We start from the raw sequence: 25449 nt of genomic DNA on the forward strand, positions 1-25449 counted from the left end.
ATTCGCAGTTACCCGCGACACCCTTGCCGTTCAGCTAACTCTTCCCCTTGCCGGGCGAGTAGAGGACTTTCACCTCCAAGTGAGTGCGCCCTGCCGGGCGCACCAAAAAAAAAGGCTGCACGTGGCAGCCCTTTTTGATCGAGGACGCAATCGCCTTACTGTTCGCCAACCACCGCGACGGTGACGTTCGCGAGCACGTCGGCGTGAAGCGCGACTTCGAGCTGCACTTCACCAACCTGCTTGAGCGGGCCGTCCGGCATGCGGATCGAGGAGCGGTCGATGCCGAAGCCCTGGGCCGCGAGCGCTTCAGCCACGTCGGCGTTGCTGACCGAACCGAACAGGCGGCCGTCCATGCCAGCCTTGCGGGCGACCTGGACGCTGACCCCTTCGAGCTTGCCGGCGAGTTCCTGGGCGGCGGCGAGCTTTTCAGCCTGCACGCGCTCAAGCTCGGCGCGGCGCGCTTCGAATTCGGCCAGGTTGGCCTGCGTGGCACGCTTGGCCTTGCCCTGAGGAATCAGGAAGTTGCGGGCGTAGCCGTCCTTGACCTTGACCACGTCGCCGAGACCACCGAGGTTGACGACCTTCTCGAGAAGAATGATTTGCATGAGTTCGCTCCCCTCTTACTGGTGCAGGTCGGTGTAAGGCATCAGCGCCAGGAAGCGGGCGCGCTTGACCGCGACCGACAGCTGGCGCTGGTAGCCGGCCTTGGTCCCGGTGATGCGCGCCGGCATGATCTTGGCGTTTTCGGTGATGAAGTCCTTGAGGATATCGATATCCTTGTAGTCGACTTCCTCGATCTTTTCCGCGGTAAAGCGGCAGAACTTGCGACGCTTGAACAGACCACGACCGCCGCGGTCGTCCTTCTTCTTGAACTTGGATTTGGGCTTGAAGGCCATTTTCAGTTTCCTTCGAGAAATTCGATTGTGTTCAGGTGCAGGACCGGGTTGCGACTGCGCTGACTCTTCGCGGCGAGAAATCCGGTGGCGCGGATCGCCCCCCCCGGCACTGCCGAAGCCAGCACTGCAGCCAGTTCGCCCAACGCCACGGCCTGCACTTCGATCGAAACATCGCGGATCAGACCCGCTTCGAGCTGTTTCGACGCATGCGCCAGGACACAGCTTGCGACCGGCACGCCGGCAGGCGTTCGACGCAGCGGCAGCACTTCGGCCACGCGCGCATCGAGGCGCAGTTCGTTCACACCCGGATCAGGCAAATCAGGCGGCAGCGGCTTCGCTGCCGGCCGGCTTGGCTTCGTCGGAGCCGGTGCTCAGTGAGCGCGACTTCTCTTCCTTCATCATCGGCGAAGGCGCGGTCACCGCCTTCTTCATCTTGATGGTGAGGTGGCGCAGCACGGCATCGTTGAACTTGAATGCGTGCTCGAGTTCGCCCAGCGTTTCGCCATCGCACTCGATGTTCATCAGCACGTAGTGCGCCTTATGCACCTTCTGGATCGGGTAGGCCAGCTGGCGGCGACCCCAGTCTTCCAGGCGGTGGATCTGGCCGCTGCGGCCGGTGACGATGGTCTTGTAGCGCTCGACCATCGCCGGCACCTGTTCGGACTGGTCCGGGTGGACGATGAATACGATTTCGTAGTGTCGCATGCAGACTCCTTGCGGTTGTTTGAAGCAGCTCCCCGGCATGCGAATCCGGTGGAGCAAGGGGAAGAGCGGAATTCTAGCCACAAATACTGAAAAATCAAAGTTTCGCATCACTCCGCGCAAGCTCTGCCGCAGGCGTTACAAAACCCCGCTTACACTCTTCTCCGCTGCACGCACCGCGTCTCGCCTACGATTCAAGCATCGGGGAACAGCCCCGGAACGACCGCACGAACGAGACCGATCTCATGAGCACGACCATCATCCGCAAGACCTTCACCGCACTACTGTGCGGTTGCGTCCTCGCCACCGGCGCAACGGCAGCGCATGCCGACCGCTGGGACAGCCGTGATCATGGCTGGGAACACAAGAAGCACCACCACCATCACCACCATCAGGACAAGCACGTCGTTTATCGGGAAACGGTGGTCGTACGCGAGCACCCGCGTTACTACCGGCCTCCGGTGGTCCATCACCACTACCATGAAAGGCCGTACCGCTCCTACAGCTACAGCCGCTCGCCGGCAGTGGTGATCGGGATCAACATTCCCCCGATCGTCATCCCGATCCGCTGATTCGCGCGCGAGCGCCACGCGGGCTCGGACGAAGCCGCCTGGACAGAGCCGACCTTGGCGCGGCCAGCCTTAACGCGGCCGGCTCTTCCATATTTTCTGCAGGCGCTTGGCCGACACCGGCATCGGGGTCTTCAGTTCCTGCGCGAACAAACCCACCCGTAGCTCCTCGAGCAGCCAGCGGAACTCCTCCAGCGCCGGATCATCCACCGCGGCCCGGCGGCGGTCACTGCGTTCGCGCTCCCAGGCTTGAGCCAGGCCTTTCCACTCGGCCATCGCCTGAGCGTCGCGCGCCGGATTGTTGCGAAGTTTGTCGAGCCGCACCGACACGCCCTTGAGATAGCGCGGAAAGTGCGCCAGACGCTCCCACGGAAACGCGACCAGGAAATCCTTCGGCAGCAGGCCGGCGAGCTGGGCCTGGATGTCGGCTACGACCTCCGGAAAGGACTTCAGCCCGGAGAGGCGCTTTTGCACCCCGAGATGCTCGGCGACGAGCTGGTTGGCCAGGCGTATGAATTCCTGCGCCACCAGGCTGACACGGGGTTTGGCTTCAGTGCAGCGGCGGGTGAAGGATTCGGCATCGGCCGGCAGGGGTTCGAGCAGGCAGCAGCGTGCCAGCGTCGCCTCGACCAGCCGCCCCTTCAGTTCGGCTTCGGTGCCGAAGCTCATATACTGCAGCGCCAGGTCGCGCAGTCCCGGCAAGCGTTCGATGGCGCGCACCTGGTCCTTCAGGCTCAGCGCGAACAGCCGCAACAGGCCGCGGCGGTGCACCCGCGCAGCCTCTTCCGGCGTGTCGTAGGGGCGCAGCGAGACGCTGTCACCGTCGTCGTGCAGCGCGGGAAAACCGATCACTTCGCGACCGGCGACGCGGATTTCCAGCAGCTCGGGCAAGGCCCCGAACGTCCACGCGGCAAACCCGGACAGCGCACCACCGGCAAAAGCATCGCCCCCCCCGGCACCACCCGCCGACACTCCATGCGCCCCGCGTTCGCCGCCGCGCTCACCGCCTTCGCTCCCGCCCGCCGCGGCTGCGGCACGGTTCGCGGCGGATCCCGCCCCCTCCTTGCCCGTCTCTCCAGCTGCCGACCGCGCTGCGGCCAGCGCCCCGCCGATCGTCGCCGCCGAAAAGCGCGCCGCCACCTGCTCGCGAAAGCGCGTGCGCAGCTCCATCAGGTTGCGCGACTGCCCCAGCACCCGGCCGTGCTCGTCGATCACGCGAAAGTTCATGAAGCCATGCGGCTTGAGGTTCTCCGCGCGGAAGCTCTCCAGCGGCAGCTTCAGCTGCACGCGCTCCTCGACAAAGCGCTGCAAGGTCTTCAACAGCGGCTCGTCGAGGTCGAACTCGCCGGCCTCGAACGCCGCCATGAACGCCGCCGCGCTCTCGGCCACCGGCTGCAGGCGGTGGCGATGCTTCTGCGGCACGGTCTTCATCAGCGCCGCGACCTTCTCTTCCAGCAGCCCCGGCACCAGCCACTCGCAGCGATTGGCAGGAACCTGATTGAGCATCGCCAGCGGCACGATCAGCGTCACCCCGTCGTCGGCCTCGCCGGGCTGGTGCAAGTAAACAAGCTTCAGCTTCTGCCCCAGCACATCGAGCGCCGGGGGGAAGCGCTCGGTGGTGACGCCCTCGGCCTCGTGGCGCATCAACTGCTCGCGCGACAGGTGCAGCAGCTTCGGCTCGGCCTTTTCCGCCGGCTTGCGCCAGGCCTCGAACGCGGCGAGGTCCAGCACCTCCGCGGGGATCTTGCTGTCGTAGAAGGCCTCGATCAGGGCCTCATCCACCAGCACGTCGGGGCGGCGCGACTTGTGCTCGAGGCGCTCGATCTCCGCTACCAGGCGCTGGTTGTGGGTGAGGAAAGGCATCGCCCGCGCCGGCCCCTCGGCGATCTCGCCCTGCACCAGGCCTTCGCGGATCAGCAGCTCCCGGCACAGCGCCGGATCGATCTCGCGGTAGGGTACGCCGCGGCGCGGGTAGATCACCAAGCCGTACAGCGAGCCGCGCTCCCAGGCGCGCACCGCGCCGGACGACTTCGACCAGTGCGGCTCGAACACCTGGCGCCTGACCAGATGGCCACCGACGTCCTCCACCCACTCCGGTTCGATGCGCGCGATGCAGCGGCCGAACAGGCGGCTGGTCTCGACCTGCTCGGCGGCCATGATCCACTTACCCGCCTTCTTCGCCAGCGCCGAGCCGGGGTGGGGCCAGAACTTGATCCCGCGCGCGCCCAGGTAGGCGCCGGCCTGCGCGCCCTTGCCACCACCCTCTCCGTCCTCCACCTTGCAGCCGATGTTGCCGAGCAGGCCGGCGAGCAAGGCCTTGTGGATCGCCTCGTAGTTTGCCGGCTGGGTGTTTTCCTTCCAGCCGTGTTCGGTGCACAAGGAGTGGAGCTGGGTGAACACGTCGCGCCACTCGCGCATGCGCAGGTATGAAAGGAAGTGCTTCTTGCACCAGGCCTTCTGCTTGCTGGACGATTCGTGGCGCTGGACTTCGTCCCAGGCCTTCCACACGAGCCAATACCACAGAAACTCGGACTTCTGGTCCTGTTCGCCGCCGCGGAACTTCGCGTGCGCCTGGTCGGCCGCACCCGGACTATCCTGCGGGCGCTCGCGCGGGTCCTGCACCGACAGCGCGGCGGCGATCACCAGCACTTCGGCGAGCGCACCGCGGTCGCGCGCAGCGAGGATCATGCGGCCGATGCGCGGGTCGAGCGGCAGCCTGGCGAGCTCGACGCCGGTCGGCGTGAGCTTGCGTTCATCGTCATCGCTCACCGCGCCGAGCTCGGCGAGCAAGGCATAACCGTCACCGATCAGGCGCGAACCCGGCGCATCGATGAAGGGGAAGTCCTCCACCGCGCCGAGCCGGAGTGCCTTCATGCGCAGGATCACCCCGGCGAGCGAGGCGCGCAGGATCTCGGGGTCGGTGTGCGCCGGGCGGCGATTGAAATCGTCCTCGTCGTAGAGGCGCAGGCAGATCCCGTCCATGACCCGGCCGCAACGCCCGGCGCGCTGCTGCGCCGCCGACTGCGCGATCTTCTCGATCTGCAGCTGCTCGACCTTGTTGCGCGGCGAGTAGCGCTTGACCCGCGCCAGCCCGGTATCGACCACGTAACGGATGCCCGGCACGGTCAGCGAAGTCTCGGCGACGTTGGTCGACAACACCACCCGCCGCCCGTTCGAGGGCGAGAACACCCGCGCCTGCTCCTGCGCCGACTGGCGCGCGAACAGCGGCAGGATCTCGGTGCCCGGCAGGTGATGGGCCTTCCGCAGGGCCTCGGCCGCTTCGCGGATCTCGCGCTCGCCGGGCAGGAACACCAGCACGTCGCCCGGCCCGCAGCGCTGGGCCTCATCGACCGCATCGACCAGCGCGTCCATCAGGTCGCGGCCCCTGTCCTTCCGCGGCGCGGCGGCGCGCTCGCCCTCCTCGCCCTCCTCACCCGCCACCGGGCGGTAACGCAGCTCGATCGGATAGAGCCGGCCCGACACTTCGATCACCGGCGCCGGCGTCCCGGCGGCATCGGCGAAATGCTGCGCGAAGCGCTCCGCATCGAGCGTCGCCGAGGTCACTACCACCTTGAGGTCGGGCCGGCGCGGCAGCAACGTCTTCAGGTAGCCGAGCAGGAAATCGATGTTGAGGCTGCGCTCGTGGGCCTCGTCGATGATCAGCGTGTCGTAGGCGGCGAGCAGCGGATCGGTCTGGGTTTCGGCGAGCAGGATGCCGTCGGTCATCAGCTTGACGTAGCTCGCCGGGCCGATCTTGTCGGTAAACCGGATCTTGTAGCCGACCGCCTGGCCGAGCGGGCTGGCGAGTTCCTGGGCGATGCGGCTCGCGGTCGCGCGCGCCGCCAGCCGGCGCGGCTGGGTGTGGCCGATCAGGCCGGCGACGCCGCGCCCCAGCGTCAGCGCGATCTTGGGCAGCTGGGTGGTCTTGCCCGAGCCGGTCTCGCCGCAGACGATGATCACCTGGTGGGCGGCGAGCGCGGCGGCGATCTCGTCGCGACGTGCCGACACCGGCAGCTCGGGCGGAAACCCGGGCACCGGCAGCGCGGCACGGCGCGCGGCGAAGGCGGCGCGCGAACGCGCGAGCAGGGCCTCGAAATCGGCCTGCAGGCGGGCCGGACGATCGCCGCCGGAGCGTGCGCCGCGGCCCAGTTCGCGCGCCAGCCGGCGCAGGCGGGGGCGATCCGCGCTCAGGCAGTCGTCAAGGTCGGGGGGTCGGGACGGGCGGACGGCGCCCTGGGGTTCAGCCCTCATGGATTCGCATTCGGCTCGATTGGGCGCGCATTATCCCCTTGTCGGCGCGGCAGTGCGACAATACGCGCCAACGCCTCGAAGAGTCCGACCATGCCTGTCCATCCGATCGCCGCCGTCGTCTACAAGCCCACCGACCACATCGAAGCCCTGCTCGCCCGCGCCACCCGCGCCCTCGGCGAGCGTGGCGTTAAGCTCGGCGGTGTGCTCCAGCACGACGTCGCCAACGTCATCGAGGAAGACCCCTGCGCGATGCAGCTCGAGAACCTCGAGACCGGCGAAAGCATTCCGCTGTCGCAGGAGCTGGGCCGCGGTTCGGTGTCGTGCCGGGTGGACCCGGACGCGCTGGCGCGCGGCTCGGTCGCGGTGCGCGGTGCGATCGCGCGCGGCGTCCATCTCATCGTCATCAACAAGTTCGGCGCCCAGGAGGCGTTCGGTGCCGGCCTGCGCGACGAGATGGGCGAAGCCGTGCTCGCCGGTGTGCCGCTGCTCACCGCGGTGGGCGAGCGCTTCCTCGCCGAATGGGAGGAATTCACCGGCGGCGACTGCACCCTGCTGCCGCCCGACGTGGACGCAGTCCTGCGCTGGTGGTCCGAGCTTCAGGTCGACCTCTGACTCCTCGACGGCCCCCCGGCTGCGGCGACGGCGGCGCGCCCCCCGCCCGCTATAATCCCGGGCTTCGCGCCCACGCCACAACGCCGTCGCCGACACCGGCCGCCCGGCGCCGCCTCCTCCCAATCTGTCGGACACCCCCGCTGCATGGATTTTCCCCTCCTCCTCATCGCCCTCGTCCTCGGCATCATCGAAGGCCTCACCGAATTTCTCCCGGTCTCGTCCACCGGCCACCTGATCATCGTCGGCGATCTGCTCGGCTACACCGACGACACCAGCAAGGTGTTCAAGATCGTCATCCAGCTCGCCGCCATCCTCGCCGTGTGCTGGGACTACCGCGACAAGCTGGCCGCCGTCGCCGCCGGGCTGCCCGCCGAGCGCAGCGCGCGCCGCTTCGTCGGTCTGCTGTTCGTCGGCTTCCTGCCCGCCGCGGTCCTCGGACTGATGTTCCATTCCACGATCAAGGGCCTGCTGTTCAACCCGATCACCGTCGCCAGCGCCCTGGTGGTCGGCGGCCTGGTGATCCTCTACGTCGAAAAGCGCGCCTACCATCCGCGCCTGAATGCGGTCGACGAGCTGCGCTGGACGGATGCGCTGAAGGTTGGCTTCGCCCAGGCGCTGGCGATGATTCCGGGCACCTCGCGCTCGGGAGCGACGATCATGGGCGGGCTGATTTTCGGCCTGTCGCGCAAGACCGCGGCCGAGTTCTCCTTCTTCCTCGCCATCCCGACGATGTTCGCCGCCACCGCCTACGACCTGTACAAGAACTGGGCGCTGCTGCGGCTCGAAGACCTGCCGGTGTTCGCCGTCGGTTTCATCGCCTCCTTCGTCGCCGCGATGTGGGCGGTGAAAGGCTTCATCCGCTTCATCTCCAACCACACCTTCATCGCCTTCGCCTGGTACCGCATCGCCTTCGGCCTGTTCGTGCTCGCGACCTGGCAGTTCGGCTGGGTGGCGTGGTCGGAACCCTGAGCCCGCCGCCGATGATCATCTACCTGCACGGCTTCTGCTCGGCCCCGGCCTCGGTCAAGGCCACCGCCCTGCGCGCGCGCATGGCCGAGCGCGGCCTCGCCGAACGCTTCTGGTGCGAACAGCTGCCGGTGTCGCCGCGCGCCGCGGTCGCGCTCGCCGAACAGGCGCTCCAGCGCAGCTTCGCCGCCGGCCGGCAGCCGGCCGTGGTCGGCAGCTCGCTCGGCGGCTACTACGCCACCTGGCTCGCCGAACGCCACGGCCTGCGCGCCGTACTGGTCAATCCGGCGGTGGTCGCGCCGCTGTCGCTGGAACGCTACCTCGGCCCCCAGGCCAATCTGTACACCGGCGAGCGCTTCACCTTCACCGCCGCCCACATCGACGAAACCCGCGCCCTCGAGGTGCCCCGCATCACCCGCCCGCAACGCTACTGGCTGCTGGCGGAAACCGGTGACGAGGTGCTCGACTACCGCCATGCGGTGGAAAAATACGCCGGCGCCCGCCACACCGTGCTCGACGGCGGCAACCACGGCTTTTCGCGCTGGGACGACTACCTCGACGCGGTGATCGCGTTCGCCGGAGCGGACACGGCGGCCGACCGATGACTCCGCAGGAGCACCCCCGCCGCCTGCGGTACGGATGCGCGCCGCCCCGGCGGAGGCGTCCCGGACCGCGGCCGGAAAAACCCCGAGAGACATTGCCCTGCCGCCGAGATCGAATCGGTTTCGGAGCCGGGGGCCGAATCCAGTAAACTAGTGCGCTTGACTTCACCAGGCGGATGCCGATGTTCGTGCTGTATGAAGAGGACGGCGCCTTCAAGGCCGGCACCGTCCTCGCCGATAACGATGCCACGCTGCAGATCGAGAACACCCACGGCAAGCGGGTGAAACTCAAGCGCGCCCATGTCCTGCTCGAATTCCGCGAGCCCGCTCCGGCGGAACTGCTCGCCCGCGCCGAAGCCGGCGCCGAGGAGCTCGACGTCGAGTTCCTGTGGGAAGTGTGCGGCGACGACGAGTTCGCGTTCACCGACTTCGCCGCCGAATACCAGGGCCACAGCCCGACCGCGGTCGAATCCGCCGCCGTGCTGCTGCGCCTGCATTCGGCGCCGATCTGGTTCCACCGCAAGGGCCGGGGGCGGTTCCGCAAGGCGCCGACCGAAATCCTCCAGGCCGCACTCGCCGGGCTGGAGAAAAAACGCCAGCAGGCGGCCGCGATCGAGCACATGCGCGCCGAGCTCGTCGCCGGCCGCCTGCCGCCCGAGCTCGCCGCCCTGCTGCCGCAGGCGCTCTACCGTCCCGACCGCAACCGCCCGGAAGTCAAGGCGCTCGAGGCCGCCTGCGTCGACAGCGGGCTGTCGGCGGCGCGCCTGCTGCTCGCCTGCGGCGCGCTCGCCTCGAGCTACGACTTCCACTACAACCGCTTCCTCTTCGAGCATTTCCCCGAAGGTGTGGCCTTCGCCGCCTTCGATGCCCCCGTGCCGCCCACCGCGCTGCCGCGCGCGGACGTCGCCGCGTTCTCGATCGACGACGCGTCCACCACCGAGATCGACGACGCCTTCTCGGTAACCCCGCGCGCCGAGGGCGGCTGGCGCATCGGCATCCACATCGCCGCCCCGGCGCTGGGCTTCGCCCGCGGCTCGGCGCTGGACGCGATTGCTCGCCGCCGTCTGTCGACGGTGTACATGCCGGGCAACAAGATCACCATGCTGCCCGACGAAGTCGTGCACGCCTTCACCCTCGCCGAAGGGCGCGACTGCCCGGCAGTGTCGCTGTACCTCGATCTCACCCCCGGGCTGGCGATCGTCGGCGAAGAAAGCCGGGTCGAGCTCGTGCCCATCGTCGCCAACCTGCGCCACCACGACATCGAACCGCTGTTCAACGACGATACCGTGCATGGCGAGGGCCCCGACTTCGCCTGGAAGCGCGAGCTGACCCTGCTGTGGGATCTGGCCACCGTCCTCGAGGCCGGACGCGGCAAGGCCGCCGGCAACGAGGACCGCATCGACTACAGCTTCAGCGTGGACTGGACCGAGGACACCGCCGACGGTCCCGGCCGGATCAGCATCGGCCGGCGCTCGCGCGGCTCGCCGATGGACAAGCTGGTCGCCGAGCTGATGATCCACGCCAACATGACCTGGGGCAAACTGCTCGACGCCGCCGGCGTGCCCGGCCTGTACCGCGCCCAGGGCGGCGGCAAGGTGCGCATGACCACGGTCGCCGCGCCCCACGAGGGCCTCGGCGTGGACTGCTACGCGTGGTCCAGCTCACCGCTGCGGCGCTACGTGGACCTGGTCAACCAGTGGCAGATCGTTTCCGTGCTGCAGGCCCGCGAACCGGCTTTCGCACCGAAATCGGCCGAGCTGATGGCGGCGATGCGCGACTTCGAGCTCACCTACGCCGAATACGCCGAGTTCCAGCGCGGCATGGAGCGCTACTGGTGCCTGCGCTGGCTGCGCCAGCACGGCCGCGGCGAAGTCGAAGCCACCGTGCTGCGCGAGAACGTCGTCCGCCTGAGCGAAATCCCGCTCGTCTTCCGCGTTCCCTCGATGCCGCTGCAGATGCCCGGCAGCCGGGTGCGCCTGGTCGTCGAGCGTACCGACCTGCTCGACGTCGAAGTCGATGCCCGCTTCGTGCGGACCTTGTCCGAACCCGACCCGGAAACCGTCACCGAGCCCGGATTCGGTTTCGCCTGAGCGCCGATGGAACGGGCCGCCGATCCGCAGTTCGCCACCGCCGCCCGGGCGGCACAAGGCCGGAGCGGAGGGCGCTGCCCGCACCCGCGCGGCCGGGCGCTGCTGCTGTCGGCCTTCGCCCTCTCGCTCGCACTCCACGGCCTGCTCCTGAGCGTGCGCTTCCGCCTGCCCGAGGCCGCAGCGGTGCGCGACCGGGGCCTGGAAGTGGTGCTGGTCAATGCCCGCCACGCCCGCCCCGCGGAGAAAGCCGAAGTCCTCGCCCAAGCGAACATCGACGGCGGCGGCCGCAGCGCGCAGGACGCCCGCCCGAGCACCCCCCTGCCCCCCCAGCCCGCGCGCCGCAACGGCGATGCGCTGGCGGAGGCCAGGCGCCGCGCTCCCGAGTCCGCGCGCACGCCCAAACCGGCCCTCACCCGCGACACGGCGGCGGCCCGGGTCGCGACCGCCCCGAAGCGGAGCGAACCACCGCCGCTCCCCGTCGCCGAACCGAAGCCCGCCGTCAGCGGGCTGGATCTGCTCGACAGCGCCGCGGCCGTCGCCCGCCTCGAGGCCACCATCGATCATTCGCTGCAGGATCTGGCCAAGCTGCCGCGCAAGAAATTCATCGGTTCGCGGGCGCAGGAATACCGCTTCGCCCGCTACCTCGAGGACTGGCGCCTGAAAGTCGAGCGCGTCGGTGCGCTGAACTACCCCGAAGCCGCGCGCGGCAAACTCTACGGCAACCTGCTGCTGTCGGTGACGATCCGCGCCGACGGCTCGGTCGGCGAAGTCCACGTCCAGCGCAGTTCCGGGCACAAGGTCCTCGACGACGCCGCCGTACGCATCGTCCGCCTGGCCGCACCCTACGCCGCGTTCCCGCCCGACATCCGCAAGGACTACGAGCTCCTCGAAATCACCCGCACCTGGAGCTTCACCGGCAGCGACCAGCTCCGGGCCAACTGAGACCCCTCTCATGGACCGCTACGCCGTCATCGGCAACCCGATCGCCCACAGCAAATCCCCCTGGATTCACACCGCCTTCGCTCGCCAGACCGGGCAGGCGCTCCGCTACGAAGCCCTGCTCGGCCCGCTCGACGGCTTCGCCGCCAGCGTGCACGCCTTCCGCACCGCCGGCGGGCGCGGCATGAACGTCACCGTCCCGTTCAAGCTCGAAGCCTACGCCCTGGCCAACCGCCGCACGCCGCGCGCCGAAGCGGCCGGCGCGGTCAATACGCTCGCGTTCGACCCTGCCGGGATTCTCGGCGACAACACCGACGGCGCCGGTCTCGTACGCGATCTGAGCGCGAACCTCGGCTGCGCGCCGGCCGGGCGGCGCATCCTGCTGCTGGGCGCAGGCGGCGCCACGCGCGGCGCGCTGCTGCCCCTGCTCGACAGCCGCCCCGCCGCCCTGATCATCGCCAACCGTACCGTGAGCAAGGCCCGCGCGCTGGCCGGGCTGTTCGCCGTGCACGCCGCGGGCGTTGCGCTCGACGCCTGCGGTTTCGACGAACTCGCCGGCGAGCGCTTCGACCTCGTCATCAACGCCACTGCCGCCAGTCTCGCCGGCGAGCTGCCGCCGCTACCGCCCGGCCTGTACGCCGAAGGCGCGCTCGCCTACGACATGATGTACGGCCGCGGCGACACCCCGTTCATGCGCGCCGCGCGCGCCGACGGCGCCGTGCGCGTCGCCGACGGCCTGGGGATGCTGGTCGAACAGGCGGCGGAAAGCTTCACCCTGTGGCGGGGCCTGCGCCCGGACAGCGCACCGGTACTCGCCGCGCTGCGCCGCCTGATCGATGCGAGCTGAGCTGCAACGCTTCCTGCGCCGGCTGGCCGCTGCCGTACGCCAGCGGCGGCGGTCGGGCTGGCTCGGCGGAATTCTGCTCGCCGCCGCGCTGCTGGTGCTGTTCTGGCAGGGCGTGCTGCTCACCCAGGTGATCTGGTGGAGCCGTTTCGACCCCGGCGACACCAGCTTCATGCGCATGCGTCTCACCGAACTGCGCACGCACGATCCGGATGCCCGCCTGCAGCAGCAGTGGGTCCCGTACGAACGCATCTCCATCCACCTGAAACGCGCCGTGGTCGCCGCCGAGGACGACCGTTTCCTCGACCACCAGGGCTTCGACTGGGAAGGCATCCGCCGCGCGCTCGAACGCAATGCAGAACGCGGGCGCACCACCGCCGGTGGCTCGACGATCAGCCAGCAGCTGGCCAAGAACCTGTTCCTGTCGCCATCGCGCAGCTGGCTGCGCAAAGGCCAGGAAGCGGTGATCACGCTGATGATCGAACAGCTCTGGAGCAAGCGCCGCATCCTCGAGGTTTATCTGAACGTCGCCGAATGGGGCGACGGCGTGTTCGGCGCCGAGGCCGCCGCACGGCATTACTACGCGCGCTCCGCGGCGCAGCTCGGCCCGGCCGAAGCCGCACGGCTGGCTGTGATGCTGCCCAACCCGCGACGCTACGAACGATCCTTCGGTCCCCGCCTCGCGGCCCACGCCGCACGCGTGCAACAGCGCATGGCCTACTCCGAAGTCCCCTGAGCCGGGCGGCCGGCGAAATTCACCGCCTGTCACACGATCAGGGTCGCCGTCACCGTATCGAGCCCGTAGAATTCGCCCTTCCCGCCTCCCGCCGACGGCCCGTGCGATGACCCAGCCCGAAGAGCTTCACCCCGACGACGTCCAGCATCACCTGCGCGAAGTGCAGGAACTGCTCGCACGCCAGAAAGTGGTGGAAGAGCTGGTCCACCGCCAGGACATGCCGCGCCACGAGCTGGTCGAGAATCTCGTCCACAAGCAGCACGAGTCCGCGCTGCGCACCAAGCTCGACACCCTCCACCCGGCCGACATCGCCTTCATCCTCGAGTCCCTGCCGCGCGACGAGCGCCTGTACGTGTGGGATCTGGTGAAGGCTGAGCGCGACGGCGAGATCCTGCTCGAAGTCTCCGACGCGGTGCGCGAGTCGCTGATCGAGACGATGGCGCCGGACGAGCTCAAGGCCGCGGCGGAATCGCTCGACGCCGACGAGCTCGCCGACCTCGCCCCCGACCTGCCGCCCGAAATCATCCAGGACGTATTCCAGTCGCTCGACAGCGAAGGGCGCGAGCAGCTGCGCGCGGCGATGTCCTACCCCGAGGACTCGGTCGGCGCGCTGATGGACTTCGACATGGTCACGGTGCGCGAGGACGTCAGCCTCGAAGTCGTGCTGCGCTACCTGCGCCGCTTCGACGAACTGCCCGACCACACCGACAAGCTCTTCGTCGTCGACCGCGAAGAGCACCTGAAGGGCATCCTGACCCTGGAAACCCTGCTGATCAGCGACCCCGAGCTCGAAGTCTCGGAAGTCATGCGCCGCGAGCCGGTGATCAGCTTCACTCCGGAGGACGAGGCCGACGACGCGGCCCAGGCCTTCGAGCGCTACGACCTGGTGTCGGCGCCGGTGGTCGACAGTGAAAAGCGGGTGATCGGCCGCCTCACCGTCGCCGACGTCGTGGACTTCATCCGCGAGGAGTCCGAAGCCGAAATCCTCAGCAACGCCGGCCTGCGCGAGGAGGAAGACATCTTCGCCTCGGTGTGGAGCTCGGTGAAAAACCGCTGGGCCTGGCTGGCGGTGAATCTGGTCACCGCCTTCATCGCCTCGCGCGTGATCGGCGCCTTCGAAGGCTCGATCGAGAAACTCGTCGCGCTGGCCGCGCTGATGCCGATCGTCGCCGGCATCGGCGGCAACTCCGGCAACCAGACGATCACCATGATCGTGCGCGCGATCGCGATGGGCCAGGTCGAACAGTCGGCGATGAACCGCCTGCTGAAGAAGGAACTCGGCGTCGCCCTGATCAACGGCCTGGTATGGGGCGGGTTGCTCGGTGTGCTCGCGTGGTGGCTGTACGGCAACATCCAGCTCGGCGCGGTGATGACCGCGGCGATGACGCTGAACCTGCTGCTCGCAGCCAGCGCCGGCGTGCTGATCCCGATGCTGCGCCAGCGCCTGGGCGCCGACCCCGCGCTCGGCGGCTCGGTGATGATCACCGCGCTCACCGACTCGGGCGGCTTCTTCATCTTCCTCGGCCTGGCGACGCTGTTCCTGCTGTGAGCGGGGGACGAGGCGGGGGATGGCCCCGCCCCGCAAGCCTCCCGCCTTTCTTACCCCAGCTTCGCAAAGACCTCGCGCGCCGCCGCCACGGTGGCATCGATCTCGGCCTCGCCGTGCGCCGCCGACACGAAGCCGGCCTCGAACGCCGAGGGCGCGAAGTAGTGGCCGGCTTCCAGCATGGCGTGGAAGAAGCGGTTGAAGCGCGCCTGCTCCGAGGCCATCACGTCGGCGAAGGAGGCCGGCACCTTGGCGGCGAAATAGACCCCGAACATGCCGCCCACCGCATCCGCCGCGAAAGTGATTCCCGCCTCCCCGGCCGCCGCCGACAGGCCATCGACGAGGCGCCGGGTACGCGCGGCGAGCGCGTCGTAGAAGCCGGGTGCGCGCGTCAGCTGCAGTGAGACCAGCCCCGCCGCCACCGCCACCGGGCTGCCCGACAGCGTGCCCGCCTGATAGACCGTGCCCAGCGGGGCGATCTTCTCCATGATCTCGCGCCGCCCGCCGAACGCCCCCACCGGCATGCCGCCACCGATCACCTTACCGAGCGTAGTCAGGTCGGGCGTGATCCCGTACAGCCCCTGCACGCCCTGCGGGCCGACCCGGAACCCGGTCATCACTTCGTCGAAAATGAGCACCGCGCCGTACTGCGTGCAGATCCGGCGCAGCCCTTCGAGGAAGCCCGGGCGCGGCTTCACCAGGTTCATGTTGCCCGCCACCGGCTCGACGATGACCGCGGCGATTTCACCGCCGCGCGCCTTGAACACGTCCTCGACCTGCTGCAGGTCGTTGTAGTCGAGGACGATGGTGTGCTTGGCGAAATCCGCCGGCACCCCGCCCGAAGACGGGTTGCCGAACGTGAGCAGGCCCGAGCCGGCCTTCACCAGCAGGCTATCGGCATGGCCGTGGTAGCAGCCCTCGAACTTGACGATCGCGTCGCGCCCGGTGAAGCCGCGCGCGAGGCGGATCGCGCTCATCGTCGCCTCGGTGCCGGAGCTGACCAGGCGCACCATATCGACCGAGGGCAGCAGCGCGCAGATGAGCTCGGCCATTTCCACCTCGGCTTCGGTCGGCGCGCCGAAGGACAGGCCCTTCAACGCCGCCGCGCGCACCGCGTCGACGATCGCCGGATGGGCGTGACCGGTGATCGCCGGCCCCCAGGAGCCGACGTAGTCGATGTAGGCCTTGCCGTCGGCATCCCATACGCGGGCCCCTTCGGCACGCTCGATGAAGCGCGGCGTGCCGCCGACCGAGCGGAATGCACGGACGGGCGAATTGACGCCACCGGGAATGCTGCGCTGGGCGCGCTGGAAAAGGGCTTCGTTGCGGCTGTTCATGGCGTGGGCTTCCTGCTGTGCGGGCGAAAAGCCGCATTGTCGCGTCCCGGGTGCGCCAGGGTCCAGCCTTGCAGATCAAGGACGACGGCGAACCTCAGAACAAGGCGCGATAGGACGCCGCGCGCATGGCCGGATCTTCGGCGGCAAAGACATCGCTGATCACCGCCAGCAGGTCGGCCCCCGCGGCCACCAGTGCGCCAGCATTGTCCAGGGTGATGCCGCCGATCGCCGCCACCGGCAGGCCGAACGCCTGCTTCGCGCGTGCGAGCAGCGCGAACGGCGCCGGCGGTGCGAGCGGCTTGCTCACCGACGGGAACATCGCGCCGAAAGCGAGGTAATCGGCTCCGGCCGCGGCCCCTTCGGCAGCGCGCGTCCAGTCGGCATAACAGGTGAGGCCGAGAATGCGCCCGCGGCCGAGCGCCGCGCGCGCCGCCGCCGGCGGGCCGTCCTCGCGCCCGAGATGGGCACCGTCGGCGCCGAGTTCGAGCGCGAGGACGAGATCGTCGTTGATGATGAAGGGCACGCCCGCCGCCCTGCACAGGGCCTGCAGGGCACGCGCCTGCACCCGGCGCAAAGCCGCCGGGGCGGTCTTGTTGCGGTACTGGAACAAGGCCGGGCGCCCTTCCAGCACCTGCTCGGCCCGCGCCAGCAGGCGGGCGGTATCGGCCTCGTCGGGGGTCAGCGCGTACAGGCCGCGCTGCAGCGCAGCGGCGCGCTCAGGCATCCTCGTCGTCCTTGCCGCGCGCCCAGAAGAACCGGTCGGGCAGCGCCCGGCCCATGCCGACGCGGTAGGCATGGCGCAAGGTCTGCTGGGTGAATTCCTGCGCCTCGCGCACCGCTTCGGGCAGGGCCATGCCATGGGCGAGCGCGGCCGCAGCCGCGGCCGCCAGCGTCGCCCCGGCACCGAGGAAGCGTCCCGACAGGCGCGGCCAGGCATCGGTGCGCACCACGCCGGCATCACTGAACAAGGTGTCGATGCACTGCGGGCCGTGCTCGCTGCCGCCGGTGAGGAGGATGAACTCGGCCCCCGCACCGAGCAGGCGGGCGAGCGCTTCGTCGAGTTCTCCCGCCCCCGCCGGCATGCCGCCTCCGTCCTCTTCACCGTCCTCCTCAGCGCCCTCGCCCGGGCCGTCGTCCACGTCGCCGTCCGCGACTCCGGCGAGCAGGCACAGCTCGCGCCGGTCGGCCACCAGCAGCGTGGTCTGGGGCAGGATCAGCTCGGCCAGCGCAAGCGCAATTTCGTCGCCCGCATCGCCGAGCAGCAGCGCCGCATGGAGGGCCGGCTCGACCACCAGCGGCACCTCGGGGTAGTCGGAGAGGATTTCGGCGATCGCGGCGATGTTTTCCACGCTGCCGCAAAAGCCGAGCTTGAACGCCCGTACCGGGATGTCTTCGAGCACCGTGCGCGTCTGGAGCACCAGCAGCTCCGGCTCGGCCGCCCACACTTCATCGATCCCCCGGGTGTCGCGCACCAGCGCCGCGGTCTGCACCGGCAACGGGTGGCAACCCATGCTGCCCAGGGTCAGCACGTCGGAGGCCAGCCCGCCGCCGGCGGTGGCATCTCCCGCGGAAAGGCACAGCACGGCAGGCGGAGTGTCCGGAATCGCGATCGGCATGGCAGGGAAGGCGCCGCACGGCCTGCGCCAGCAAGTGGACGCCGCGGGAGCGGGCTCGGGTTAAGATCGAGCGGATTCTACCCCCAAGTCAGGTCGAAACATGGCGGATCAGCCCTACCGAACCTATATGTGCGCAATCTGCGGCTTCATCTACGATGAAGCCGCCGGCCTCCCCGAGGAAGGCATCGCCCCCGGCACACGCTGGGAAGAACTCCCCTCCACCTGGACCTGCCCCGAGTGCCATGCGCGCAAGGAAGATTTCGACATGGTCGAGCTCTGAAAGAGCGGCGCGGGCCCTGCACCCCGCCCCGGGCGCGCGCCTTCAGCCCTGCAGCGCGCGCGCCATGCGCACCAGGGCCTCGTCCAGCGTTGCGCGCGGACAACCGAAGTTGATCCGCACGAAGCCCGGCGCGCCGAAGGCGGCGCCGTCCGACAGGCCGACGCCGGCAGCCTCGAAGAAGGCCGCCGGGTCGTCGATGCCGCGCGCGGCGATCAGCGCGCGGCAGTCGATCCAGCCCAGGTAGGTGGCCTCGGGCACGGCCATTTCCAGGCCCGGCATCGCCGCCACGGCGGCGAGGACACGGTCGCGGTTGTCGCGCAGGTAGTCGAGCAGGGCCCGCCGCCAGGCGTCGCCATCGCGGTAGGCCGCCTCCGCCGCAACCATCCCGAGGACGTTGACGTGGGGCACGATGCCGCGCATCGCATGACGGTAGCGGCGGCGCAGCGCGGCGTCGGGAATCACCGCGAAAGCGCAGTACAGGGCCGGGATGTTCCAGGTCTTGGACGGCGCCATCAGGGTGATCGTGCGCCGCGCCACCGCCTCGTCGAGGGCGGCGATCGGGCGATGAACGCGCCCCTCCTCGAGCACCAGCCCGCAGTGGATCTCGTCCGCGCAGATCAGCAGATCGTGGCGCTCGGCGAACTGCGCCAGGCGCCGCAACTCGCCGTCGTCGAACACCCGGCCCACCGGGTTGTGCGGACTGCACAGCAACAGCAGCCGGGTACGCGCGGTCCGCGCCGCCTCCAGCCCCGCCCAGTCCCACTCCCAGCGCCCGTCTCGCAGCACCAGTTCGCAGCGCTGGAGCACGCGCCCGGCATGACCGGGGGCGGTGAGAAAGGGCGGATAGACCGGGGTCGCGGTCAGCACCCCGTCCCCGGCTTCGCCGGCCAGGCCGCAGGCGAGGTTGAAGCCGGTGATCACGCCCGGCAGCCACACCAGCCAGTCGGCCTCGATCGCCCAGCGGTGGTCGCGCCACAGTCCCTCGACCACGGCGGCCTCGAGCGACGGCCAGGGGTCGGTGTAGCCGAACACGCCGTGGTCGATGCGCGCATGCAGGGCCGCGGCCACGGCCGGCGGCGCGGCGAAATCCATGTCCGCCACCCACAGCGGCAGCACGTCGCGGCCGGCATAACGCCCCCACTTCTCGCCCGGCTGGCTGCGGCGGTCGATGAGGCGGTCGAAGTCGAAGGACGGTTCGGAGGACGGAAGCTTGGACATGGGATGCACGCAGGGACGGGGCGGGAGCAAGAAGAAAGACGGGAAGACCGGAAAAGAGGCCGCGCGCCGCACCGCTGGCGTGCGCCCGGGAAATGCCTCTCGAGGCACGCTGCGCAGTCGCACGGCAGTACCCCCGAGGGGCCTACTTTACCGCGAAGCCGCCCCCGGCTCCGCCTTTCAACACTCCGAAGCGGGCCAGGGTGCGCAGTCGCGCCTGCGCATGGTCGACCACCGGTACCGGGTAGTCGATCCCGATCCGGACCCGGGCGGCACGCTGCGTCCCGGCGTCCAGGGTCCACGGCGCATGCAGGAAGCGGTCCGGCACCGACGCCAGTTCGGGCAGGTAGCGGCGGATGAAGCGCCCCTCCGGGTCGAAGCGCTGCGACTGCGTCACCGGGTTGAAAATGCGGAACCAGGGCTGCGCATCGCAGCCGGTGGACGCCGCCCACTGCCAGCCGCCGTTGTTGGCGGCGAGGTCGTAGTCGTTGAGCCGTGCGGCGAAATGACGCTCGCCGAGGCGCCAGTCGATGCCCAGATCCTTCACCAGGAAGGATGCGGCGATCATGCGCAGGCGGTTATGCATGTAGCCGCTCTGCTCGAGCTGGCGCATCGCCGCATCGACGATCGGATAGCCGGTGCGCGCCTCGCACCAGGCGGCCAGCAGCTCGGGCGCATCGTCCCAGCGCAGCCGCTCGCATTCCGGCCGGAAGCAGCGCGCCACGACCTGCGGGTGGTGCCACAGGATCATGTGGTAGAAGTCGCGCCAGATCAGTTCGGACAGCCAGGCCCGCGCGCCCTCGCTGTCGTGACCGTGGGCGAAGGCGGCCAGCTCGCGGATCGACACCGTCCCGAAGCGCAGGTGGGTCGACAGGTAGCTGCCCCCCTTCAGCGCCGGGAAGTCGCGTGCATGGTGGTAACGGTCGAGGCGTGCGGCGAAGTCCTCGAACAGCGCCCGCCCGCCGTGCATGCCCGCCGGCAGCGCCCGCTCGGACAGGACGGCCGGCTCGAAACCGATCTCGACGAGGGCGGGAATCCGCTCGCCCGGCGCTTTCGGCGCGAGCCGGCCGGCGCGCTCGTCGGTACGCCGGGCGCGCAGCGCATCGGCATCGGCGCCGAGCCGCTTCAGCCAGGCACTCCGGTACGGCGTGAACACGCTGAAAGGCTTGCCGTCCCGGGTCAGCACTTCGTCGCGCTCGAACACGACCTGGTCCTTGAAGTCGACGAAGCCGATTCCCTGCTCCGCCAGACGCTGCGCCACCCGGCTGTCGCGCTCGATCGCCGCCGGTTCGTAATCGCGGTTGGCGAAGACCGCATCGACGCCGAGCGCGGCGGCGAGCCGCGGCACGACCTCCTCGGCACGGCCGTGGCGCACCCACAGCCCGCTGCCGCTGCCGCCGGCCCGGCGCGACAGGGCGTCCAGCGCCTGATCGAGCTCGACCACGCTGGCATGGATGAACTCGACCCGGCGATCCCGGCGCGACGGCAGCGCGTCGAGGATCCCGCTGTCGAACACGAACACGCAATGCACGCGCCCGGCCCGCTGCAACGCATGGTGGAGCGCGGCATGGTCGAAATGGCGCAGATCGCGGCGAAACCAGACGAGGGCGGAAAGCATGGCGGACACCGAACGGGATGAGCTTCAGGGGCGAGCCGGCAGCTTCGGGCTCCGCCCGGGCCGGCAGACACGCTCATTATCCTGCCACCACCCGCACCGAATCGTACAGCTCATCCCCAACAAGCCGGGCGATGGGCGTAAAATCGCCGCCATGGATACGCCGACGGCCAACTTCACCCATCATTTCCTGATCGCCATGCCCAACATGGCCGATCCTCATTTCACGCGCACGCTCACCTACATCGCCGAACACAACGATCAGGGGGCCCTCGGCCTGATCGTCAACCGGCCGATCGACATGACCCTGGCCGCCCTGTTCGAGCGCATCGAGCTGCCGCTGGAAGCCCCGGGTTTCGCCGGCCAACCGGTGTATTTCGGCGGTCCGGTACAGACCGACCGCGGTTTCGTGCTGCATCGCCCGATCGGCGAATGGCATTCCACGCTGAAAGTCACCGACGAAGTCGGCCTCACCAGCAGCCGCGACGTGCTCCAGGCGATCGGCGCCGGCGGCGAGCCGAAGGACGTGCTGGTCACGCTCGGCTATGCCGGCTGGGCCGCCGGCCAGCTCGAGCAAGAGCTGATGGACAACGCCTGGCTGACGGTGCCGGCCGACCTGGCGATCCTCTTCGGGCTGCCTCCCGAGGAGCGCCTGGCCGCCGCGATGCAGAAGCTGGGGGTCGATTTCACCAACCTCAGCGAGGTCGCCGGGCATGCGTGATGCGGCCGCAGCCGCCAGCCTTTCCGCCCCGCCCCGCCCCGACGCCCTGCCCGCGCGCGGCACCGTGCTCGGTTTCGACTTCGGCCTGGCCCGCATCGGCGTCGCCACCGGCGAGCTCGAGACCGGGCTCGCCAGCGCACTGACCACGATCCACGACCCGTCGGGCGATGCCCGCTTCGCCGCCATCGCCCGGCTGCTGGCCGAATGGCGCCCCGTCGCCCTGGTCGTCGGCCTTCCCGCTCATCTCGACGGCACCGGACATGAACTGAGCTCCCGCTGCCGGCGCTTCGCCAACCAGCTGCACGGCCGCTTCGGCCTGCCGGTGTTCACGGTGGACGAACGCCTGAGTTCGGTCGCCGCCGACAGCGAGCTCGCCGCCGCCGGCCTCGGGCGCTGGCGCGAACGCAAGGCAGTGCTCGACGCTGCCGCCGCACGACTGATCCTGCAAACTTTCCTGGACGCCCGCCGCCATGCCAGACCTTGATGCCGAAGCCCTGTGCCGGGAGCTCGCCGCACAGATCCGCCCCCACCTCACCGCCGAGACCGCGCTGGTCGGCATCCATACCGGCGGCCTGTGGCTGGCCGAGCGCCTCCACCGCGAGCTGGGCATCGGCCCGCCGCTGGGCGCGATCGACGTCTCCTTCTACCGCGACGACTATGCCAGCAAGGGCCTGCACGCCCGCCCCCAGCGCACCGGTATCCCGTTCAACGTCGATGGCACGCCGGTGATCCTGGTCGACGACGTGCTCTACACCGGCCGCACCACCCGCGCCGCACTCAACGAACTGTTCGACTTCGGCCGCCCGGCCGCGGTCGAGCTGGCGGTGCTGGTCGACCGCGGCAACCGTGAGCTGCCGATCGCCGCGCGCTACTGCGCCTACACCCTGCCCGAAGCCCTGCCGCGCGACCAGACCCTCGAACTGCAGCGCGACGACGACGGCCGGCTCTCCCTCAAACTGACCCAGACCCAACGCTGAATCCGAGGCACGCCCGATGCGTAACCCCCAGCTCAACCAGCACGGCGAACTGCAGCACCTGCTCACCCTCGACGGCCTGCCGCGCGACATCCTCACCGCCATCCTCGACACCGCCGCACCCTTCACCGAAGTGGCCGAACGCGAAGTCAAGAAGCTGCCGCTGCTGCGCGGCAAGAGCGTGTTCAACCTGTTCTTCGAGAACTCCACGCGCACCCGCACCACGTTCGAGATCGCCGCCAAACGCCTGTCGGCCGACGTGGTGAACCTCAACATCAACACCAGCTCGGCGGCCAAGGGCGAGAGCCTGCTCGACACCGTCGACAACCTGTGTGCGATGCAGGCCGACATGTTCGTCGTGCGCCACGCCGCCAGCGGCGCGCCGGTGCTGATCGCGCAGCACCTGCAGGCCACCGGGCGCGACCACATCCACGTCGTCAACGCCGGCGACGGACGCCACGCGCACCCGACCCAGGGCCTGCTCGACATGTACACCATCCGCCACTTCAAGCGCGACTTCAGCCAGCTGACGGTGGCGATCGTCGGCGACGTGCTGCACTCGCGCGTGGCACGCAGCCAGATCGCCGCGCTGACCACGCTCGGCGTACCCGAAGTGCGCGTGATCGGCCCCAAGACCTTGCTCCCGACCGAAGTCGAGCGCATGGGCGTGCGCGTGTTCCACGACATGCACGCGGGGCTCAGGGACGTCGACGTGGTGATGATGCTCCGCCTCCAGAACGAACGCATGAACGGCGCGCTGCTGCCGACGCCGCAGGAGTACTACAAGGTCTGGGGCCTCACTGCGGAAAAGCTCGCGCTCGCCCGCCCCGACGCCATCGTGATGCACCCCGGGCCGATGAACCGCGGCGTCGAGATCGACTCCGCGGTGGCCGACGGCGCGCAGGCGGTGATCCTGCCCCAGGTCACCTTCGGCATCGCCGTGCGCATGGCCGTCATGAGCATGCTCGGCAGCCACTGAGCCCCGGACCGCACAGGCACAAGGATTCACCCATGAACATCCTGATTTCCAACGGCCGCGTCATCGATCCGGCCAACCGCAGCGACACGGTGCACAACGTCTATATCGCCGGCGGCAAGATCGTCGCCCTCGGCCGCGCACCCGACGGTTTCGCCGCCGAGCGCACGATCGACGCCGACGGTCTGGTCGTCGCTCCGGGCTTCATCGACCTCGCCGCGCGCCTGCGCGAGCCCGGCTACGAATACCGCGCCACGCTCGAATCCGAGATGGAAGCGGCGATGGCCGGCGGCGTCACCAGCCTGGCGATCCCGCCCGACACCGACCCGGCGCTCGACGAGCCCGGCCTGGTCGAGATGCTCACCTACCGCGCGAAGAAGCTCAACCGTGCCCACATCTACCCGGTCGGCGCGTTGACGCTGGGCCTGAAGGGCGAGCGCCTGTCGGAGATGGCCGAACTGGTCGAGGCCGGCTGCGTCGCGTTCAGCCAGGCCAACGTCCCCATCATCGACACCTCGGTGCTGATGCGCGCGCTGCAGTACGCCGCCACGTTCGGCTTCCGCGTCTGGCTGCAGCCGCTCGCCCCCTTCCTGTCGCGCGGCGGCAACGCCCACGACGGCGAGGTCGCCAGCCGCCTGGGCCTGGCCGGCATTCCGGTCGCGGCCGAAACGGTGGCGCTGTACACCTACCTCGAACTGGCCAGGATCACCGGCGCGCGGCTGCACATCACCCGCCTGTCGTCGGCCGCCGGCCTCGCCCTGATCGAACAGGCCCGCGCCGACGGCATGGACGTGAGCTGCGACGTATCGATCAACCACGTCCACCTGTCCGACATGGACATCGGCTACTTCAACGCCAACTGCCACCTCGTACCGCCGCTGCGCAGCCAGCGCGACCGCGAGGCGCTCGCCCGCGGCCTGGCCGAAGGCCGCATCAACGCGCTGTGCTCGGACCACACCCCGGTGGACGACGACGGCAAGCAGGCGCCGTTCTCCGAATCCGAGCCCGGCGCCACCGGCCTCGAGCTGCTGCTGCCGCTGACCCTGAAGTGGGCCGCGGACGCCGGCCTGCCGCTGCTCGACGGACTGGCCCGCATCACCTCGGACGCGGCGAAGATCGTCGGCATCACCAAGGCCGGGCACCTGTCGGTCGGCGCGCGCGCCGACATTTGCGTGTTCGACCCCGCCGCCCATGTCACCATCACCCGCAACCACCTGCGCAGCCAGGGCAAGAACACGCCTTTCCTCGGGCTGGAGCTGCCCAGCAAGGTGCAGTACACACTGGTCGAAGGCCAGGTGATGTTCGGCGGCTGAGCAGCACCGGCCGCGGACGCTATACTCGGACGCATCGAGTCTTGCACCGCGGGAGGACGCTTCATGGGTCTGGCACTTCGTGACACGCAGCACCACACCTACGCCGACTACCTCGCGTGGCCGGAAGACGTGCGCTACGAACTGATCGACGGCATCGCCTACGCGATGGCGCCGGCGCCGCTGCGGGTGCATCAGGAACTCCTGCTCGAGCTCGCCTCGCAGACGCGCAACGCCCTCGAAGGCCGACCCTGCCGCCCCTTCATCGCCCCCTTCGACGTCCGCCTGCCGCGCGCCAACGAGGCCGACCGCGACATCGACACCGTGGTCCAGCCCGACCTCGTCGTCGTCTGCGACCGCGCCAAGCTCGACGAGCGCGGCTGCCGCGGCGCGCCCGACTGGGTGGTGGAGATCCTGTCGCCCTCGACGGCCGGCCACGACCTCATCGTCAAGCGCCGGTTGTACGAGCGCGTCGGCGTGCGCGAATACTGGCTGGTGCATCCGGTCGACCGCGTCGTCACCGTCTACCGCCAGCAGGACGGCGGCTTCGGCGCCCCCGACATCTACGAGCTGAAGGAGACGCTCGCCGTCGGCATCCTGCCCGAGGTGGTGATCGACTGGGAGCGCGCGCTGCAGAACGTCGGCTGAAAGC

At 69.5% G+C, this 25449-nt stretch carries 26 protein-coding genes; 16 read left to right on the forward strand and 10 right to left on the reverse strand.

Annotated elements, in window-relative coordinates; all coding sequences use genetic code 11:
* Positions 1–155: 155 nt before the first annotated feature.
* From rplI to rpsF, 4 genes are read right to left on the reverse strand one after another with little or no spacing between them, the layout of a single operon-like run.
* Positions 156–605 (reverse strand): 50S ribosomal protein L9, encoded by a 450-nt coding sequence (rplI, locus tag MXC99_RS03250; RefSeq protein WP_247724164.1) that lies wholly within the window; start codon positions 603–605, stop codon positions 156–158.
* A 15-nt stretch (positions 606–620) separates the two neighbouring features.
* Positions 621–896: a 30S ribosomal protein S18 gene (gene rpsR / locus MXC99_RS03255; RefSeq protein ID WP_107219868.1), complete on the reverse strand. Its 276-nt coding sequence runs from the start codon at positions 894–896 to the stop codon at positions 621–623.
* 2 nt (positions 897–898) lie between these two features.
* Positions 899–1171, reverse strand: coding sequence for a primosomal replication protein N (priB, locus tag MXC99_RS03260; RefSeq protein WP_247724165.1), 273 nt, complete (start codon positions 1169–1171; stop codon positions 899–901).
* A gap of 43 nt (positions 1172–1214) precedes the next feature.
* The gene (gene rpsF, locus MXC99_RS03265) at positions 1215–1601 is read right to left on the reverse strand and encodes a 30S ribosomal protein S6 (protein WP_247724166.1); all 387 of its coding nucleotides are present in this window, start codon (positions 1599–1601) and stop codon (positions 1215–1217) included.
* A 242-nt stretch (positions 1602–1843) separates the two neighbouring features.
* On the opposite strand from rpsF, the gene MXC99_RS03270 reads away from it, so the two are divergent.
* Positions 1844–2170 (forward strand): hypothetical protein, encoded by a 327-nt coding sequence (locus MXC99_RS03270; RefSeq protein ID WP_247724167.1) that lies wholly within the window; start codon positions 1844–1846, stop codon positions 2168–2170.
* A gap of 69 nt (positions 2171–2239) precedes the next feature.
* Here MXC99_RS03270 and hrpA read toward each other — a convergent pair whose 3' ends face one another.
* Entirely contained in the window at positions 2240–6418 is a 4179-nt protein-coding gene (gene hrpA / locus MXC99_RS03275; RefSeq protein ID WP_247724168.1) for an ATP-dependent RNA helicase HrpA, read from the reverse strand.
* Positions 6419–6508: 90 nt separating this feature from the next.
* On the opposite strand from hrpA, the gene MXC99_RS03280 reads away from it, so the two are divergent.
* From MXC99_RS03280 to mgtE, 8 genes are all read left to right on the forward strand, one after another.
* Positions 6509–7030, forward strand: coding sequence for a DUF2478 domain-containing protein (locus MXC99_RS03280; protein WP_247724169.1), 522 nt, complete (start codon positions 6509–6511; stop codon positions 7028–7030).
* Positions 7031–7174: 144 nt separating this feature from the next.
* On the forward strand, positions 7175–7999 hold the full coding sequence (locus MXC99_RS03285; protein WP_247724170.1) for an undecaprenyl-diphosphate phosphatase: 825 nt from the start codon (positions 7175–7177) through the stop codon (positions 7997–7999).
* 11 nt (positions 8000–8010) lie between these two features.
* The gene (locus MXC99_RS03290) at positions 8011–8601 is read left to right on the forward strand and encodes a YqiA/YcfP family alpha/beta fold hydrolase (protein ID WP_247724171.1); all 591 of its coding nucleotides are present in this window, start codon (positions 8011–8013) and stop codon (positions 8599–8601) included.
* 179 nt (positions 8602–8780) lie between these two features.
* On the forward strand, positions 8781–10688 hold the full coding sequence (locus tag MXC99_RS03295) for a ribonuclease catalytic domain-containing protein (RefSeq protein WP_247724172.1): 1908 nt from the start codon (positions 8781–8783) through the stop codon (positions 10686–10688).
* A 6-nt stretch (positions 10689–10694) separates the two neighbouring features.
* Positions 10695–11630 (forward strand): energy transducer TonB, encoded by a 936-nt coding sequence (locus tag MXC99_RS03300; RefSeq protein WP_247724173.1) that lies wholly within the window; start codon positions 10695–10697, stop codon positions 11628–11630.
* A gap of 10 nt (positions 11631–11640) precedes the next feature.
* Complete coding sequence (aroE, locus tag MXC99_RS03305) at positions 11641–12474, forward strand: shikimate dehydrogenase (RefSeq protein WP_247724174.1); 834 nt, start codon at positions 11641–11643, stop codon at positions 12472–12474.
* Positions 12464–13207: a monofunctional biosynthetic peptidoglycan transglycosylase gene (gene mtgA / locus MXC99_RS03310; protein WP_247724175.1), complete on the forward strand. Its 744-nt coding sequence runs from the start codon at positions 12464–12466 to the stop codon at positions 13205–13207. The genes aroE and mtgA overlap by 11 nt, the downstream gene beginning before the upstream one ends.
* A 106-nt stretch (positions 13208–13313) precedes the next feature.
* Positions 13314–14756, forward strand: a complete 1443-nt coding sequence (gene mgtE / locus MXC99_RS03315; RefSeq protein WP_247724176.1) for a magnesium transporter — start codon at positions 13314–13316, stop codon at positions 14754–14756.
* A gap of 50 nt (positions 14757–14806) precedes the next feature.
* On the opposite strand, the gene hemL is transcribed toward mgtE, so the two are convergent.
* From hemL to thiD, 3 genes are all read right to left on the reverse strand, one after another.
* Positions 14807–16090 (reverse strand): glutamate-1-semialdehyde 2,1-aminomutase, encoded by a 1284-nt coding sequence (gene hemL, locus MXC99_RS03320; RefSeq protein WP_247724177.1) that lies wholly within the window; start codon positions 16088–16090, stop codon positions 14807–14809.
* Between the two features lie 94 nt (positions 16091–16184).
* Complete coding sequence (gene thiE / locus MXC99_RS03325; protein WP_247724178.1) at positions 16185–16814, reverse strand: thiamine phosphate synthase; 630 nt, start codon at positions 16812–16814, stop codon at positions 16185–16187.
* Positions 16807–17706: a bifunctional hydroxymethylpyrimidine kinase/phosphomethylpyrimidine kinase gene (thiD, locus tag MXC99_RS03330; RefSeq protein ID WP_247724179.1), complete on the reverse strand. Its 900-nt coding sequence runs from the start codon at positions 17704–17706 to the stop codon at positions 16807–16809. Before thiD ends, thiE begins: the two co-directional genes overlap by 8 nt.
* Before the next feature lie 127 nt (positions 17707–17833).
* Between thiD and MXC99_RS03335 the strand changes: the two genes are divergently transcribed.
* The gene (locus MXC99_RS03335) at positions 17834–17986 is read left to right on the forward strand and encodes a rubredoxin (protein ID WP_348772083.1); all 153 of its coding nucleotides are present in this window, start codon (positions 17834–17836) and stop codon (positions 17984–17986) included.
* A gap of 42 nt (positions 17987–18028) precedes the next feature.
* Here the strand turns inward: MXC99_RS03335 and MXC99_RS03340 are convergent, their stop codons facing one another.
* Entirely contained in the window at positions 18029–19204 is a 1176-nt protein-coding gene (locus MXC99_RS03340) for a MalY/PatB family protein (RefSeq protein WP_247724181.1), read from the reverse strand.
* A 142-nt stretch (positions 19205–19346) separates the two neighbouring features.
* The gene (locus tag MXC99_RS03345; RefSeq protein ID WP_247724182.1) at positions 19347–20819 is read right to left on the reverse strand and encodes a cryptochrome/photolyase family protein; all 1473 of its coding nucleotides are present in this window, start codon (positions 20817–20819) and stop codon (positions 19347–19349) included.
* A 151-nt stretch (positions 20820–20970) separates the two neighbouring features.
* Between MXC99_RS03345 and MXC99_RS03350 the strand changes: the two genes are divergently transcribed.
* The 6 genes from MXC99_RS03350 (at position 20971) to MXC99_RS03375 (ending at position 25445) form a co-directional block, all read left to right on the forward strand.
* Positions 20971–21537 carry a YqgE/AlgH family protein gene (locus tag MXC99_RS03350; protein ID WP_247724183.1) on the forward strand — a complete coding sequence of 189 codons (567 nt, stop codon included), beginning with the start codon at positions 20971–20973 and terminating at the stop codon, positions 21535–21537.
* Positions 21530–22021 (forward strand): Holliday junction resolvase RuvX, encoded by a 492-nt coding sequence (gene ruvX / locus MXC99_RS03355; protein ID WP_247724184.1) that lies wholly within the window; start codon positions 21530–21532, stop codon positions 22019–22021. The genes MXC99_RS03350 and ruvX overlap by 8 nt, the downstream gene beginning before the upstream one ends.
* Positions 22008–22514: a bifunctional pyr operon transcriptional regulator/uracil phosphoribosyltransferase PyrR gene (gene pyrR, locus MXC99_RS03360; protein ID WP_247724185.1), complete on the forward strand. Its 507-nt coding sequence runs from the start codon at positions 22008–22010 to the stop codon at positions 22512–22514. The genes ruvX and pyrR overlap by 14 nt, the downstream gene beginning before the upstream one ends.
* 16 nt (positions 22515–22530) lie before the next feature.
* The gene (locus MXC99_RS03365) at positions 22531–23490 is read left to right on the forward strand and encodes an aspartate carbamoyltransferase catalytic subunit (protein ID WP_247724186.1); all 960 of its coding nucleotides are present in this window, start codon (positions 22531–22533) and stop codon (positions 23488–23490) included.
* A gap of 32 nt (positions 23491–23522) precedes the next feature.
* Positions 23523–24800: a dihydroorotase gene (locus MXC99_RS03370; RefSeq protein WP_247724187.1), complete on the forward strand. Its 1278-nt coding sequence runs from the start codon at positions 23523–23525 to the stop codon at positions 24798–24800.
* A gap of 63 nt (positions 24801–24863) precedes the next feature.
* Entirely contained in the window at positions 24864–25445 is a 582-nt protein-coding gene (locus MXC99_RS03375) for a Uma2 family endonuclease (RefSeq protein ID WP_247724188.1), read from the forward strand.
* Positions 25446–25449: the final 4 nt, after the last annotated feature.

The organism is Thauera aromatica (assembly GCF_023093595.1).
In the GTDB taxonomy this organism is placed as follows: domain Bacteria; phylum Pseudomonadota; class Gammaproteobacteria; order Burkholderiales; family Rhodocyclaceae; genus Thauera; species Thauera aromatica_A.

Bases quoted from the DNA above. Each gene is read 5' to 3' on its own strand.
- rpsF (WP_247724166.1), bottom strand. From the start codon at position 1,601: ATGCGACACTACGAAATCGTATTCATCGTCCACCCGGACCAGTCCGAA.
- hrpA (WP_247724168.1), bottom strand. From the start codon at position 6,418: ATGAGGGCTGAACCCCAGGGCGCCGTCCGCCCGTCCCGACCCCCCGAC.
- MXC99_RS03340 (WP_247724181.1), bottom strand. From the start codon at position 19,204: ATGTCCAAGCTTCCGTCCTCCGAACCGTCCTTCGACTTCGACCGCCTC.
- MXC99_RS03370 (WP_247724187.1), top strand. From the start codon at position 23,523: ATGAACATCCTGATTTCCAACGGCCGCGTCATCGATCCGGCCAACCGC.
- MXC99_RS03345 (WP_247724182.1), bottom strand. From the start codon at position 20,819: ATGCTTTCCGCCCTCGTCTGGTTTCGCCGCGATCTGCGCCATTTCGAC.
- MXC99_RS03285 (WP_247724170.1), top strand. From the start codon at position 7,175: ATGGATTTTCCCCTCCTCCTCATCGCCCTCGTCCTCGGCATCATCGAA.
- aroE (WP_247724174.1), top strand. From the start codon at position 11,641: ATGGACCGCTACGCCGTCATCGGCAACCCGATCGCCCACAGCAAATCC.
- MXC99_RS03295 (WP_247724172.1), top strand. From the start codon at position 8,781: ATGTTCGTGCTGTATGAAGAGGACGGCGCCTTCAAGGCCGGCACCGTC.
- hemL (WP_247724177.1), bottom strand. From the start codon at position 16,090: ATGAACAGCCGCAACGAAGCCCTTTTCCAGCGCGCCCAGCGCAGCATT.
- mgtE (WP_247724176.1), top strand. From the start codon at position 13,314: ATGACCCAGCCCGAAGAGCTTCACCCCGACGACGTCCAGCATCACCTG.
- MXC99_RS03365 (WP_247724186.1), top strand. From the start codon at position 22,531: ATGCGTAACCCCCAGCTCAACCAGCACGGCGAACTGCAGCACCTGCTC.
- thiE (WP_247724178.1), bottom strand. From the start codon at position 16,814: ATGCCTGAGCGCGCCGCTGCGCTGCAGCGCGGCCTGTACGCGCTGACC.
- MXC99_RS03280 (WP_247724169.1), top strand. From the start codon at position 6,509: ATGCCTGTCCATCCGATCGCCGCCGTCGTCTACAAGCCCACCGACCAC.
- MXC99_RS03270 (WP_247724167.1), top strand. From the start codon at position 1,844: ATGAGCACGACCATCATCCGCAAGACCTTCACCGCACTACTGTGCGGT.
- MXC99_RS03335 (WP_348772083.1), top strand. From the start codon at position 17,834: ATGTGCGCAATCTGCGGCTTCATCTACGATGAAGCCGCCGGCCTCCCC.
- rplI (WP_247724164.1), bottom strand. From the start codon at position 605: ATGCAAATCATTCTTCTCGAGAAGGTCGTCAACCTCGGTGGTCTCGGC.
- MXC99_RS03290 (WP_247724171.1), top strand. From the start codon at position 8,011: ATGATCATCTACCTGCACGGCTTCTGCTCGGCCCCGGCCTCGGTCAAG.
- MXC99_RS03375 (WP_247724188.1), top strand. From the start codon at position 24,864: ATGGGTCTGGCACTTCGTGACACGCAGCACCACACCTACGCCGACTAC.
- MXC99_RS03350 (WP_247724183.1), top strand. From the start codon at position 20,971: ATGGATACGCCGACGGCCAACTTCACCCATCATTTCCTGATCGCCATG.
- MXC99_RS03300 (WP_247724173.1), top strand. From the start codon at position 10,695: ATGGAACGGGCCGCCGATCCGCAGTTCGCCACCGCCGCCCGGGCGGCA.
- pyrR (WP_247724185.1), top strand. From the start codon at position 22,008: ATGCCAGACCTTGATGCCGAAGCCCTGTGCCGGGAGCTCGCCGCACAG.
- ruvX (WP_247724184.1), top strand. From the start codon at position 21,530: ATGCGTGATGCGGCCGCAGCCGCCAGCCTTTCCGCCCCGCCCCGCCCC.
- rpsR (WP_107219868.1), bottom strand. From the start codon at position 896: ATGGCCTTCAAGCCCAAATCCAAGTTCAAGAAGAAGGACGACCGCGGC.
- mtgA (WP_247724175.1), top strand. From the start codon at position 12,464: ATGCGAGCTGAGCTGCAACGCTTCCTGCGCCGGCTGGCCGCTGCCGTA.
- thiD (WP_247724179.1), bottom strand. From the start codon at position 17,706: ATGCCGATCGCGATTCCGGACACTCCGCCTGCCGTGCTGTGCCTTTCC.